This window comes from bacterium (genome assembly GCA_021108215.1).
GTDB lineage: Bacteria > Oederibacteriota > JAAXVQ01 > JAAXVQ01 > JAUVAV01 > JAIORK01.
Genome location: JAIORK010000032.1, coordinates 166,679 through 180,486, shown reverse-complemented (window position 1 = coordinate 180,486; position 13,808 = coordinate 166,679). Strand labels below are relative to the sequence as shown.

At 49.4% G+C, this 13,808-nt stretch carries 11 protein-coding genes; all 11 read right to left on the bottom strand.

What is annotated here, in order from left to right; genetic code table 11:
• Positions 1-90: 90 nt before the first annotated feature.
• A complete protein-coding gene (locus tag K8S19_07515; protein MCD4813523.1) occupies positions 91-2,040 on the bottom strand; it encodes an aconitate hydratase in 1,950 nt (649 codons plus the stop codon).
• An 88-nt stretch (positions 2,041-2,128) separates the two neighbouring features.
• The gene (locus K8S19_07510; protein MCD4813522.1) at positions 2,129-2,683 is read right to left on the bottom strand and encodes a FumA C-terminus/TtdB family hydratase beta subunit; all 555 of its coding nucleotides are present in this window, start codon (positions 2,681-2,683) and stop codon (positions 2,129-2,131) included.
• Positions 2,680-3,522, bottom strand: coding sequence for a fumarate hydratase (locus tag K8S19_07505; GenBank protein MCD4813521.1), 843 nt, complete (start codon positions 3,520-3,522; stop codon positions 2,680-2,682). The genes K8S19_07510 and K8S19_07505 overlap by 4 nt, the downstream gene beginning before the upstream one ends.
• A gap of 38 nt (positions 3,523-3,560) precedes the next feature.
• Complete coding sequence (gene mdh, locus K8S19_07500; protein ID MCD4813520.1) at positions 3,561-4,511, bottom strand: malate dehydrogenase; 951 nt, start codon at positions 4,509-4,511, stop codon at positions 3,561-3,563.
• Between the two features lie 267 nt (positions 4,512-4,778).
• Positions 4,779-5,033 (bottom strand): hypothetical protein, encoded by a 255-nt coding sequence (locus tag K8S19_07495; GenBank protein ID MCD4813519.1) that lies wholly within the window; start codon positions 5,031-5,033, stop codon positions 4,779-4,781.
• Between the two features lie 131 nt (positions 5,034-5,164).
• Positions 5,165-6,409: an isocitrate dehydrogenase (NADP(+)) gene (icd, locus tag K8S19_07490; protein MCD4813518.1), complete on the bottom strand. Its 1,245-nt coding sequence runs from the start codon at positions 6,407-6,409 to the stop codon at positions 5,165-5,167.
• Positions 6,410-6,412: 3 nt separating this feature from the next.
• A complete protein-coding gene (locus K8S19_07485; protein MCD4813517.1) occupies positions 6,413-7,804 on the bottom strand; it encodes a 2-isopropylmalate synthase in 1,392 nt (463 codons plus the stop codon).
• A 109-nt stretch (positions 7,805-7,913) separates the two neighbouring features.
• A complete protein-coding gene (locus tag K8S19_07480) occupies positions 7,914-8,081 on the bottom strand; it encodes a hypothetical protein (protein ID MCD4813516.1) in 168 nt (55 codons plus the stop codon).
• 198 nt (positions 8,082-8,279) lie between these two features.
• On the bottom strand, positions 8,280-11,237 hold the full coding sequence (locus tag K8S19_07475; GenBank protein ID MCD4813515.1) for a LysM peptidoglycan-binding domain-containing protein: 2,958 nt from the start codon (positions 11,235-11,237) through the stop codon (positions 8,280-8,282).
• 322 nt (positions 11,238-11,559) lie between these two features.
• Positions 11,560-12,525: an NHL repeat-containing protein gene (locus K8S19_07470; protein MCD4813514.1), complete on the bottom strand. Its 966-nt coding sequence runs from the start codon at positions 12,523-12,525 to the stop codon at positions 11,560-11,562.
• A 182-nt stretch (positions 12,526-12,707) separates the two neighbouring features.
• Positions 12,708-13,694 (bottom strand): hypothetical protein, encoded by a 987-nt coding sequence (locus K8S19_07465; GenBank protein MCD4813513.1) that lies wholly within the window; start codon positions 13,692-13,694, stop codon positions 12,708-12,710.
• Positions 13,695-13,808: the final 114 nt, after the last annotated feature.

Genomic DNA, 13,808 nt, shown 5'->3' with positions numbered 1-13,808 from the left:
CTATTTAAATCCTTCAGGATTTTTTGTGGGTATATGAAAAAAATAGGTGCTCTGCGATCTTGATCAGACTCGGACGGAAAGACACGTGTATCAGGTGAGGGATTCTTTTAAAAAATTAAGTGTGCCGCCGGCCAGTATAATTTTCAGCTGGCGGGGAGAGAGGCTGCATTCCATCTCCCATTCATCTTGGGTTGTTTCATTGCGAACCAAAAGCGATTGACCCGCAATAAGTCTGGCCTTTAAACCAGGCATGGAAAGCTGCTGACCCTGCTCCACTTTTTCATAGTCCCCGGCATGTTTAAACGTAATCGGCAGAATTCCAAAATTAATCAAATTTGCCAGATGAATTCGCGCAAATGACTTGACCAGCACAGCGCGCACACCCAGATAGCGCGGCGCCAAAGCCGCATGCTCGCGCGAAGATCCCTGACCATAATTTTCTCCTCCGACCACATAACCGCCTTGAGCGGATTTGGCCCGCACACTGAAGTCACTGTCCAGTCCGGAAAAAACGAATTCGGAAATAGCTGTAATATTCGAACGCAAAGGAAGTATTTTGGCGCCTGCCGGCATAATATCATCTGTGGTTATATTATCGCCAAATTTTGATAATACCTGCCCGGCATCTTGTGCCGCCAGTTCCTTAAACTGGGGCAATGCTTGAATATTGGGCCCGCGTACAACCTCAACCGTTTTAGCCTGTTTCATTGGTTTGATCAACAGACTATCCGATGTTTCCGCTTTTTTAGGCATCCTAAATTTTTTAATGCTTTTTATATTGCGGGGATCCACCACAGTACCAAACAATGCGGCCGCCGCTGCCGTCTCCGGCGAGACCAGATAAACCCCGGCATCCGCTGTTCCGGAACGCCCCTTGAAATTGCGGTTAAATGTTCTCAGGCTGATCGCACCCGTACTGGGCGCCTGCCCCATGCCAATACAAGCACCACAGGATGGTTCCATAACCCGGGCGCCGGAAGCAATTAAAGCCGCCAGCGCGTTGTTCTTGGCCATCGCATTGAGGACTTGCTGGGAACCGGGCGTAATCACCAAGGAGACATCCGGATGAACCTTCTTGCCTGCCAAAATGCCGGCAACGGTCACCAAATCTTTCAAAGAAGAATTGGTACAAGAACCGATCACAACCTGCCGGGGTTTTAAACCCTTGAGTTTTTTCACTTCAATAACAGCATCCGGTGAATGCGGTTGCGCAGCCAGAGGCTCCAATTTCCCAAGATCAAGTTTAATCTCGCCGCCCGTATAAACCGCTTGGGAATCCGCAGACAGTGCTTTGAAATCTTTTCCCCGTCCCTGATATTCTAAAAACACCCGGGTCACATCGTCTGACGGAAAAATGCTGGTGGTCGCGCCGGTCTCAGCCCCCATATTGGTAATCGTGGCCCGTTCGGGAATGGATAGCATTTTTACACCCGGTCCGGTATATTCCAGAATTTTTCCCACACCGCCCTTGACCGAAATCTTGCGCAAAACCTCGAGAATCACATCCTTGGCCGAGACCTGCTTGGACAAGCGCCCGGTTAAATAAATTTTTATTATCTTCGGAAAACCCAGGTAAAACGGCGCGCCGCCCATGGCAGCGGCAACATCCAGCCCGCCGGCACCAATGGCGATCATCCCCAAACCACCCGCCGTAGGCGTATGTGAATCAGAACCCAGCAGGGTTGTCCCGGGTTTACCGAAGCGCTCCAGATGCAGCTGATGACAGATGCCGTTTCCGGGCCGGGAAAAATAAGCCCCGTATTTTTTCGCTGTGCTCTGTAAAAACAAATGATCATCAGCATTTTCAAATCCGGTTTGGAGCGTATTATGGTCAACATAGGAGACTGAAAGATCGGTGCGTACCCGCGCCAGTCCCAATGCTTCAAACTGGAGCCATGCCATGGTCCCGGTCGCATCCTGAGTCAAGGTCTGATCAATACGCAGTCCGACTGGATTCCCCGGTTTGCATTCACCTTCCACACAATGCGCTTGCAATATTTTTTCCGTCACCGTCAAGGGTACTCCCGACCGCCGGCTCATTTTTTTTGTTGAACGTCGTTTTGAAACACCTGGGGAATTTTTGCTCCCGCCGGGATTACGCTGCTTATTTCTTTTCACTGCCATGCTTTTATTCCTTCCGATAGTCCTTGGGGCCTTGTTCAAACAGATCCCCGCCATTTAAATCAACTGCCACCACTGCCGGAAAACTTTCCACTTTAAGGCTGTAAATGGCCTCCGGCCCCAGCTCCTCATAAGCGACCACCGCTGCACCATGCACACGCGATCCATAAAATGCACCGGCACCGCCGGCAGCGGATAAATAGATGACGCCGCGTCGCTGAAGCTCAGCCACCATCAATTTTGAGAGCGGCCCCTTGCCCATCACAGCCACCACACCGGCATCCATCATCGCAGGCAAAAACGGCTCCATGCGCAAGCTGGTTGTCGGACCGGCTGAGCCGAGCGGCTCCCCCGGCGCAGCCGGGGTGGGTCCTACAAAATAAACCAGCTGGTCCTTAAAATCAACCGGCGGAGTTTTCCCCTCAGTAACCAAACCATGAATTCTTTTGAGCGCTGCATCCCGGGCCGTATACAGCGGACCGCTAAGATTGACCCATTGCCCGATGGTCAATTTTTTCAATTCATTGGATTGCAGGGGAAGTTTCAGCCAAACACTGCTCATAATTTCACCTCCGCCAAACGATGACTGTGACACTCCACATTCAATGCGACCGGCATGGAAGCAATGTGACACGGTGCAGTCTCAACTGCCACCGAAAGCGCCGTGACCGTACCGCCCCACCCTTGCGGACCGATGCCCTGTTGATTGATTCTTTCCAATAATTTTTTTTCCAGATTTGCGGTCTCGACATCCAATGATGGTTCACCCACCTTGCGCAGCAGCGCTTTTTTTGCCAGCAGGGGCGCAGTATCAAAACTCCCCCCCACACCAACACCAATTATCAACGGCGGACAGGCAGCCGCACCGGTCCGGCGAATTCGATCCACAACGAAATCCATCACACCATGCGTCCCGGCCGAAGGCAACAGCATCGCCATCGCACTGGCATTCTCACTGCCGCCGCCTTTTGCCATCACATGAAGCTTACATCCTTTTCCCGGAACAATATGATAATGAACCACCGCCGGGGTGTTGTCCCCGGTATTAACACGTTTGAAGGGATGAACCGAGATCGAGTGGCGCAGGCGCACTTCCTGGGTTGCCGCACGCACACCCGCCTGAATTGCATCATTTAAGGCGCCGCCGGTAATCGCGACTTCTTGTCCCACTTCAGCAAAAATAATGGTAAGTCCGGTATCCTGACAAAGGGGATGAATACCGGCGGATGCCATTTTGGCATTTTCCAGCAAGAGTTCCAATGCCTGCCGGCCAAGCGGCGAGGCTTCCTCATCCAACGCTTTTTGCAATGCCGCTTTTACATCAGGACGAATTTGAAAATGAATTTCTTTCAGTGCATGCATAATTCCGGTTTTAATCGCTTCTGTGGATATCTCCCGCATAGACATACCTCCTCGAATCAAAAATAAACCGTGCTGTCTTAAGCTGCTTTTTCCTTTAACCAGGCATCGACTTTACGGCAAAGCGGCGCGACCGCATCTGCGGATTGGGCCAATGCCTTTTTGTCCTCCGGGGTCAATGCAAGATTGACAATTTTCTCAACCCCCGCACGTCCAATCACAACCGGTACGCCGAGCACGAGATCCGAAAAGCCATAGTCCCCCTCCAACAATGTCGCACAGGGCAAAATCGCTTTTTCATCATGCAGCACTGCTGAGACCATGCGTACAGCCGATGCTGCCGGTGCGTAATAGGCGCTCCCGGTCTGAAGCAACTTCACAATCTCACCGCCGCCGCCTCGGGTCCGCTGAATAATCGCATCCAATTCATTTTGGGGTAATAACTCGGTGACAGGCGCACCGGCCACGCGTGTCAGTGGAATACAGGGGACCATTTCATCACCATGACCCCCCAAAACCATTGCATCAATGACATGGCTGGAAACATCGAGTGCCTCGGCAAGAAACGTTCGATAGCGGGCGGTATCCAGGATGCCGGCCATACCGATCACCCGTTTTTTTTCAAAGTGTGATGTTTTCAAGGCAGTATAGGTCATGGCATCAAGCGGATTGGTCACCACAATAATCACCGCATCCGGCGAAGCGGAAGCTGCATGTCCGGTAACGGTATGCACAATTTCAAAATTAATTTTGAGTAAATCATCCCGGCTCATGCCCGGTTTACGCGGCGAACCGGACGTCACCACAATCACATCGGAATCAATCGTGTCTTCATAGCAGCCTGTGCCCACGACTCTTCCCTGATATCCTAAAATAGGGGCTGATTGGTTCATATCCAATGCCTTGCCCCGGGCAATCCCCTCGGCAATATCCACCAGGACCACATCGCCCAGGTGTTGGGCCAGTACCTGTTGCGCCACAGAAGCACCCACATTACCGGCGCCAATCACAGTCACTTTATTCCTTGCCATGGTTTCACCCTCCCTTTTCATTTCACTTTTCCAAACACTGCTGTCCGAATGAATGCAGGCTCTTGCAGCTAAATCGTCCGGGGAGGTTGATTTTTCCAGGAAAAAACGCACCCCAAGTGTCTGGTCGGGCAGCCGAGACCAAAATCGGCATTACGGGCTCTAGCGTGTGTACACCGTGCCGGTTTTCCTGTAAAAATCAACCTCCCCGGACGATTTCATTGAACTCCGGATAGTTTAATTCGGACAAGACCGTTTTTCAAACTTGATTCAATGATAATATAAACGTGAATTCACGTCACGGGATTTCGAGTGTTTATTGAGTTCCGCCTGTATCTCGGCGACATACAGTTCCAGGTTTTCCAGCCGCAATTCCATATACGTCAGTGTTTCCTGAAGTTCCTGTTGCAGGCCGCCGATCGTCATTTCCAGTGAATTAAACTTATCCCGGATCTTTTTTGCGGTTTTTTTATCCCGCAGCACTGCTTGTTTGGCTGCCGGTTGGTTGGTTTTTTTATTCTTCATTTTCATAATCCTTTACTGACAACCCGATTGCAATGGCTGCTTTTTGATGGTCCGGCTGCATGGAGAAACTATGGCTTAAAAATAAACCGGCAGCAACGGCCCTTCAGCCTTTGCTGCCGGCAAAAAACCGCTTATACCAAATTTTCAGTGATCGCCTGGGCAAATTGGCTGCATTTGACTTCCCGGGCATTGTCCAACTGACGGGCCAAATCATAGGTTACGATTTTACTCAAAATAGTTTTTTCCAGCGCGACCTTAATCGCATCCGCAGCTTCCTGCCATCCCAAATACTCGACCATCATGACCCCGGATAAAATCAATGATCCGGGATTGACCTTGTCCTGACCGGCATACTTGGGCGCTGTACCGTGCGTAGCCTCAAACAGTGCAACCCCATCGCCGATATTCGCACCGGGTGCGATCCCCAATCCACCCACCTGAGCGGCACATGCATCGGAGATATAATCACCATTAAGATTCGGCGTTGCCAGCACTGAATATTCATCCGGGCGCAAGAGTACCTGCTGAAACATGGCATCCGCAATCCGGTCCTTAATCAAAACCTTGCCGGCGGGCATCTTACCGTCATATTTTTCCCAGAGATCTTTTTCACTCACGGTCTGCTCGGAAAAATTCAGCTGCGCGACCTCATAACCCCAATCACGAAAAGCGCCCTCAGTGTATTTCATAATATTTCCTTTATGCACCAGGGTTACGCTGGGACAATTGTGTTCAATCGCATGACGGATGGCCGCGCTCACAATCCGATGAGTATTAACACGAGTCATGGGTTTGATGCCAATACCGGCTTCGCTATTGACCGGCATCTTTAATTCTTCTGTAATGAAAGCCGCCAATTTTTTAGCCTCAACACTGCCCGAAGCCCACTCAATACCCGCATAAACATCTTCTGTGTTTTCACGGAAGATAACCACATCAAGCTTCTCCGGATGTTTCACCGGCGCCGGTGTGCCGCCGTAATACCGTACCGGGCGGACACAGGCATACAGGTCCAGCAACTGGCGCAGACTAACATTCAAAGAACGAAACCCGCCGCCTACCGGCGTGGTCAAGGGTCCCTTGATGGCAACCCGGTACGCTTGAATCGCTGCTAAGGTTTCGTCCGGCAAGGCTGAGACACCCTGGGTGACCGCCTTTTCCCCGCACAAAATTTCCATCCACTGAATTTCCTTGCTGCCGTGATAGGCCTTGGCCACCGCCGCATCCAGGACCTTCCGGGTTGCCGCCCAAATATCCGGACCGATGCCATCACCCTCTATAAACGGAATAATCGGCTTGTCCGGTACAACCAGCTGGTTTTCCTTCCATTCAATCTTACTGCCAGTGGCAGGTGGTGCATAATTCAATGTCGTCATACCCTACCCTCTTTCATGATGTAAATAACCGACCCATTCGGAAAAATGGATACGTGCCTGGTCCCACATTTCATCATCTGAAATACCTGTGATGCGTCCGTTCTCATATTCCGCATCCACCCATTCTTTGATCGCCATAACGCCGGAATCATTTTTCTGGATCTTAACTTTTTCCGGGATTTTCAGGCGCGCATTCACCCAGTAAGCAATTCCCGCCACGCCGGATTTATCCGTAATACCGATATCCACCGGGCGGTTGAGCACCTTTTCTGTATCAAAAATATTATAAATTTCCTGGTCCTTCAGCAAACCATCGGCATGAATTCCTGCGCGGGTCACATTAAAATTCGCACCCACCAAGGGCTGATTGGCCGGAACTTTGTACCCCATTTCTTTCTCAAAATACTCCGCCACTTCCGTGATCACCGAAGTATCAATATCTTCCATACTGCCGCGCAGACCGATATATTCAATCAGCAGCGCCTCAATCGGAGTATTGCCGGTTCGTTCGCCAATCCCCAGCAACGTCCCGTTGACAGCTGAGCAGCCGTAGAGCCACGCTGCGGTAGAATTGGAAAGCGCCCGGTAAAAGTCATTATGACCGTGCCATTCCAGCAATTCAGACGGAACACCGGCATATTTGTTCAGTCCATAGATAATCCCATTGACATTTCTCGGCAGCATGACACCCGGAACACTAACACCATAACCCAGTGTATCGCAGGCGCGGATCTTCACCGGAATGCCTGATTCACGGGAAAGACGCATCAATTCCTGAGCAAAAGGGATGACAAAACCGTAGAAATCAGCCCGGGTAATATCTTCAAAGTGACAGCGCGGGATAACGCCCATTTCCAGGGCGGACCGGACGATATCCAAGTACCCTTCCATGGCTTGTTTCCGGGTTTTCTTCAGTTTGTTAAAAATATGGTAATCCGAGGCTGAGGTCAAAATACCGGTTTCTTGCAGCCCCATTTCCTTGACCAATTTTAAATCTTCTTTTTTCGCCCGGATCCAACCGGTAACCTCCGGGAACTCATAGCCTTTTTCCATACATTTCGTAACCGCCTGCTTATCCTTATCTGTATAAAGAAAAAACTCCGATTGGCGGATAATACCGTGGGGGCCGGCAAGCTTGTGCTCCAGCTCAAAAAGCTTCACGATCTGCTCTACGCTAAATGGCGGCATGGCCTGCTGGCCGTCACGAAACGTTGTATCCGTGATCCAGATATCCTCAGCCGGCATCAGCGGTGAAACCCGATGATTAAAACACATTAACGGCGGCATCTCATAGGTATAGATGTCCCGGTAAAGATTTGGTTCCTGGACTTCCTGCAACTCATAATGGTATTCCTCGCGCATGAGAGTCCTACGATGTTTGTCAAATTTAAGCATTTTTGCCTCCTAATAAATAAAACATACAAAAAAACAGCACCTTTTTTAAAGGTGCTCCAATATACGAGAGGCTTTCGAGATTGTCAACCTAGGAAAAATTCTTTTTTGATCAGGAGATGTAAAGAAATACTTTATAAATGAGGAAGGCCGGCCATATAGCTGCCTTTACAATTCCCAGAACAGAGGGCCAAAATCCATCTGCCTGTCCAATAAAATAGACCATTGCACCAATAAATCCTGTAAAATAGAACCATCCGGCTTGAGAATGATCTTTCATGACCCTATCCCCCTTCACAATTCTTTAAAAATCATTTAAAACAACCCATACTGTCAGTATCCATCCTGTTACTGGATAATACTATATAATATGTAGGCTTATTTCAATAAAATAGTATATGCGGCGTGGATAAAGTAATACGATTATGCCAATATATATATTTTTTAGTTATTTGGAATACATCCTCTAACTCTGACTTTAAAACTGCACACTACAATTCATGGTGACTTCGGTGGCACGGGTATCCGGATCGCGGGTCAGGCCGTGTTTGCCGCGCAGGCTCAGAGCGAGCAGTTTGACAGGATTATAATTCAGCGTCAGGGTGTAGTCTTCCTGATGCGTATCTGCGCCGCCCCAAGATTCGGCCAGTTTGGCAACTGCTTCAGCGCGGAACCTGGTCCAGCGCAGGACCAGTCCTGCACCCACAGAAGCGGTATGAATGATGGGTTCCCGACCGGTTTGGTCCTCGTTGCGACTGTACAATCCTTCGAGATAACTGGAAACAATTTCGTTCCATTGATAGGTGACTTTGCCGTCTGCCGTGTCCTGACGCGTATGCAAGGAACCGTAGGAATTAAGCAGGTCATAGGACTGGGTCGTCTGACTGGTCTCAGAAATGGCATACGCTGTCCGGGTGACTGACTCGGCACTGGTGCCGTCCTGATCACGTAAGGTGAGCGTATAGCTACCATCCATCCGCCAAACCGCCTGCACTGAGGAGTGCAGGCCCAGACTAAAGTCGCGTTCCCTACCCTGTAACCGGTCATACTCCAGAAAAGATGAATTGTAATTCTGTTTTTGAAACTGTTCATACGATGCTTTGGCATCCCCGGACAAGGCATTGGAAAAAACAATCCTGGCTGCATAGGCAGCTTTGCGGGTCTCCTGCTCCGTCTGGAAACGCAGCCCCGGGTCTGTGCTGTCAGTCAGAATATACAGCTCGCGCTTGCCTTCCAGTTCATGCGTAAGTTGGGCCATTTGCGCCCATTTCACAGTTCCCAAATCAGTCCGGGTTTTATTCAACAGTCCGCCGCCTTGCGCCAGACCGGTCCAGCGCAGGCTGGGTGAGAGCCGCACGGAAAGCGGCTGCCAGGGGGTTATTTCCAATTGCCCGGAAGCGGTCTGCGTATAAACCGGCTGATAAACACTTCCGACCAAACTCTGGAGTGTTTCCCAGGTGTAATCCGCATCCAGCCGGATGGTGTCAATCGGCCGAAGATTAAGTTTCGTGTCCAGCGTCCGGGTCGATCCGTATGCCTCATCCCAGACCCATTCATTGGCCAGGGTCAGTGAGTAACGCTCCGAAGGCTTGAAAGCACCATTGACCTTAACTTTGGTGACTGCGTAATCTTCCAATGCTGCCAGACTATCACCGGATGCATCTACTCTCTGATAATTAAACAAGCCGCTCATGGTCAACCAACTGAGATTTTTTGAATTGGCGGAAATTTCCAAACGCCGGGTTTGTGCTGAATTCCGATCCGCCAATTTTCCTTCACGCTTTTCCTGCTCACCGCGAATTGAAGCTGCATAATAATCCTGCTCCACACCCACGATCCCGGTATGCCGGATGGTTTCATGGTCCAGTTTCCGGCTGCTTTCCTGCGCATCATTTTGTTCATCCAGAAAAAAATATTCATATCCCAATGAGGGCCATGCTTGGGGAAACACCCTGGCCTGGACACTGCTCTGTTGGGTCAGTTCACAAATACCATTTTGCAGTACTTCTTTATAATCATACGCACCGGCCAGGGTGTAGGGACCGCCGGTTTTAAAATCTGTGCTGCCCCCGTAATTGAGCAGGTCGCTGCCTTGCTCTGAGCCGCCGACCCGCATGAACTCCGGTGAAGTCCTGCGATAATAACCTTTCATCCCCACCGGACCGATGCTGCCGGTGGCCGCCGCCTTGAGTGCCTGCCCTTCGGTTTTGTCAGACACCAGCCGGTTTGCCTGATACCGGCTAAACGCAAACTCCCCGCTCACTTTTCCGAATCCCGGAATTTCGGATTGTACATCCGTCCCCAGCACCCAATGCCCGATCGGGGTCAGTGTGTTGCCCACGCCGACATCAACAACACCCGCTTCTTCGGGATCTTCCTCTCGCACCATTGAACCTGCCAAGCGTAACCATGAAAACGGTTTGCTCCATAAACGAGCGGCATACAAACTTCGCGGATAAATTGTCTGGCGTGATTCATAAATCACTTCCACCAGCGTCACATCATCCACAACCTGTTTCAAAAATATTATTCTTCCGGAAAAATAATCAAATTCATACTCCGTACCGCGTATAAGCTTATTTTTGTTGAGCATAATCATTTCCGATCCGAAAACCACCGGAGCGTTGGCCAGATAATACGGTCCTTGTGTCCGATCACCATAAAATTTTTCATACCTGTCAATCCCTTTGGACGCGCCTACAATCGCGATGCCACCGCTGGACGCAAAATCAGCAGTGAAACGCCCACCCGAAATATTCCGGTTCTCCAGAACAAATTCCGTATCCGGCAGGGTTGCGGAAAAATCACCCAGCAACAATTCCATCCGATCGGTCGAGAGTTTAAGCATATAGGTGTTTTCCAGACTTTGGTCGGATTGATAAAACTCCCCTTCCACCTTAATGGTTTTCATGATCTGACCGGAAAGCGTCAGGTTCAACGACTCTCGCCGTGTATAGCCGGATGAAAAATAATTTGGTGATGTTCCGCCCTTGTATTCACGACATTCCAAAGTGATGTTTTTTCGACCTGATAGTTTTAAATCAGATGATCGTTCGTCATCTTCCTCTTTGGTTTCATACAATGGCACGCGAACCAATTCACTCGCGGTTGGACTCAAACTACGGCTCAAGCCTTCCGGCAGGGGCTGAAGCTCCTCAACCCGCGCACCTGACTCAGCAGCTTTCCGGATGGCGGCAATTTCCCGCACATCCCGTGCCTGACGCACTTGTTCCAAAACATCCGGACTGGGAACAATCAAACGGTCACCTGGATAAATAAGATCAGGATTTTCAATATAATTATATTTAAGCATCTCAGGCCACTGGAAAGGATCTTTCAATACCCACTTGGCAATATCCCAGAGCGTGTCGCCGGGCCGGATGGTATAGGCGAAGAGTACTTTCTCCTGCGTCTGCGCCACCGGCGTGGTGCCCATAGGTTCCAGCAATGCCGGATCACCGGGCAGGGCCACGGCATGGGAAAGCACAGGAAAACATAATACACAAAATGTGATTAATATTGCTTTTTTCATCATTTGTTCCCAATTCATTAAAATATATAATTCAAAGGCTTCCCACCACGGAGGCACGGAGCTCACGGAGAAATCTTTTAAAATAAAAATATGAAAAACAAATAGGGTTTAAAGCTTTAAAAAGCTTTAAAGGTTTTAAAAACTTTAAAAGCCTTTAAAGTCTTTAAGTATTTACCCTAAAAAGTTTTTTTCTCCGTGTTCTCCGCGCCTCCGTGGTAAAAAAACTCTATTTTTTCATTATCGTTTTTATCCTTGTAATCTTGTATTTCAATATCCTGTCATTGCCAGTATCAGCCACATAAAGCATATTGTCCTGGCCGACGGCCAGCCCGCTTGGTGATTTCATGGCAGGGGCGGTAATCTCACGCACCCACTTGCCCTGCGTATCAAAAACGGTAATCCGGTTATTGCCGGTATCGGCAATAAAGAGCAAGCCGTCTTTAGAACGCGCCATACTTTGCGGTTCCCGTAATTGGCCGACCGCTTTGCCCGGACTTCCAAACATACTCAGGAAATCGCCCTCTTCCGTAAACCGTTGTACTCTATGATTGCGTGCATCCAGCACCAGCACCCGGCCGCCCGGCTCAGCAATTACTGCTGAGGGACGCAGCATAAATCCCGGTCCGGTCCCAAATCCGCCGATTATTTTAATCTGATTGCCCTGGGCATCAACCTTAAGCACCCGGTCGTTTTCTGTATCAGCAATATATAAATACCCCAAGCTGTCAACGGCCACCCCATGGGGGCGATGCATTTCCTGCTTGCCGCTGCCTTGCGAGCCAAATGCAGTAATATAATTTCCCTGCCAATCAAATTGCTGAATACGGTGATTTTTTTGATCGGAGATATACAACCTGGTGCCGTCAAACGCCAGTCCCATGGGATCATTGAACCTGCCCGGATCAATCCCAAAACGGCCAAACTCAAACCGAAAGGTACCGTCTGTGCCCAACACCTGGATGCGTTGATTCCCGGTATCCGCTACAAAGAGGTATCCCAGGTTTCCTGCTTGATGTGCTATGATCCCGTGCGGCTGGAGAAATTGAGCATGACCGCTACCCGAGCGTCCAATACTGCCTTGATACTCCACCAGCAATTCACCCTGCGCCAAATCAAACGTTGCTGTCTGAACCGAGAGGGATGCACAACCTGACACAAGTAAACAAGCCAGCAAGACTGATAACCGTTTCATAACCCACCTCAACATTTTAAATCAAATTCTTTTTACCACGGAGATCACGGAGCACACGGAGAAAGAAAAAGCCATAAATGTTTTTAGGGCAAAAGTTTTAAAAAAATGTTTCATCTTTATCCTTACTTTTTTTGTTTTTCTCCGTGTGCTCCGTGATCTCCGTGGTAAGTAGCTTTATGAGCTTACCAAAATATTTGAATCGTGATCCGGTTGGCATCGTACAATGCATTACCAATCACAGCAGCATAATCCACCCGCACCTGTTGCCAGACAAACCCGGCACCCAGATTGATATGGTCCGCATCCCAGCCAATACGCAACGTCAAAGGATCAAATCCTTTGTACGCCAGTCCCACGCTGGCTTTGGGGAGTTCATCCGGTTTGATCCACTGAGTCATCATCGCCGTGAGCGTGGTTTGCCAATCCAGCAGCGGAATATTCACACCACCTTCTAATTTCCGCAAACCCGTTTCTTCTCTATAGGGTTTATGCCAGGCCTGCCACTGTGCGTTGCAGTGACGCATCACCAAACCTGCGCTCAACCCTTTGTCATCCGGCCACTGATACACCACGCCAACATCCCCATCAAATCCCCAGGCATAATCTTCCCCGATTTTGAGATAAATCGCTTGGGCCTCTATCCCCAGTGCAAGCCGAGGAAAAAGTTGTAATCCGTATGCCAAAGCAAATAATGAATCAACCTGTGTATCATAGGTAAGTACGGTAGCCTGTTGGTTGGTGATGGAATCAATCACAGCTGTGCCGTCAGCATTAAAAAGCAACCGATAATAAATAGTATTTTGAGTAATCATCTGATCAAATTTAAATGCCAAATTGCCGAAACACGGCACGGTAAGCATCACCTGGTAACCGTATTGGTCATAAGCCAAACGTGCCTGACTGAGAGATAAGGATAGCGGTTGCCGGTATTTCGGTTCAACTTCCGGTGTAATGCTGTTTTCAGAACTATCAACAATCAGGATAGGTGGCAGAGCAAAACCAAGACTGGCTGGATTATTGGACGCGCGGAAATCTCCGGTCAAAGCCAGCGCACTATACCCCAGACTGACTGAGTGGGCGTTGATGTCAAACTCACGCACATCAGCAGCCTGTCCGGAAACGCCACAGAAGAAATAAATCAATATAAAAAAAACAGTCAATTTGTTCATTACAGAATATTTCATCCTAAACAGATCATTTTTTACTATGTCATTCCCGCACCATGTCCGGCTTGCCCCGCGCACGCAGAGACGAACTTGCCCAGCGTATGCGGGGGCGAATGC

Coding starts and splice junctions, on each gene's coding strand:
- mdh (MCD4813520.1), bottom strand. CDS start 4,511: ATGGCAAGGAATAAAGTGACTGTGATTGGCGCCGGTAATGTGGGTGCT.
- K8S19_07480 (MCD4813516.1), bottom strand. CDS start 8,081: ATGAAAGATCATTCTCAAGCCGGATGGTTCTATTTTACAGGATTTATT.
- K8S19_07495 (MCD4813519.1), bottom strand. CDS start 5,033: ATGAAGAATAAAAAAACCAACCAACCGGCAGCCAAACAAGCAGTGCTG.
- K8S19_07510 (MCD4813522.1), bottom strand. CDS start 2,683: ATGAGCAGTGTTTGGCTGAAACTTCCCCTGCAATCCAATGAATTGAAA.
- K8S19_07465 (MCD4813513.1), bottom strand. CDS start 13,694: ATGAACAAATTGACTGTTTTTTTTATATTGATTTATTTCTTCTGTGGC.
- K8S19_07505 (MCD4813521.1), bottom strand. CDS start 3,522: ATGCGGGAGATATCCACAGAAGCGATTAAAACCGGAATTATGCATGCA.
- icd (MCD4813518.1), bottom strand. CDS start 6,409: ATGACGACATTGAATTATGCACCACCTGCCACTGGCAGTAAGATTGAA.
- K8S19_07470 (MCD4813514.1), bottom strand. CDS start 12,525: ATGAAACGGTTATCAGTCTTGCTGGCTTGTTTACTTGTGTCAGGTTGT.
- K8S19_07485 (MCD4813517.1), bottom strand. CDS start 7,804: ATGCTTAAATTTGACAAACATCGTAGGACTCTCATGCGCGAGGAATAC.
- K8S19_07515 (MCD4813523.1), bottom strand. CDS start 2,040: ATGAGCCGGCGGTCGGGAGTACCCTTGACGGTGACGGAAAAAATATTG.
- K8S19_07475 (MCD4813515.1), bottom strand. CDS start 11,237: ATGGGCACCACGCCGGTGGCGCAGACGCAGGAGAAAGTACTCTTCGCC.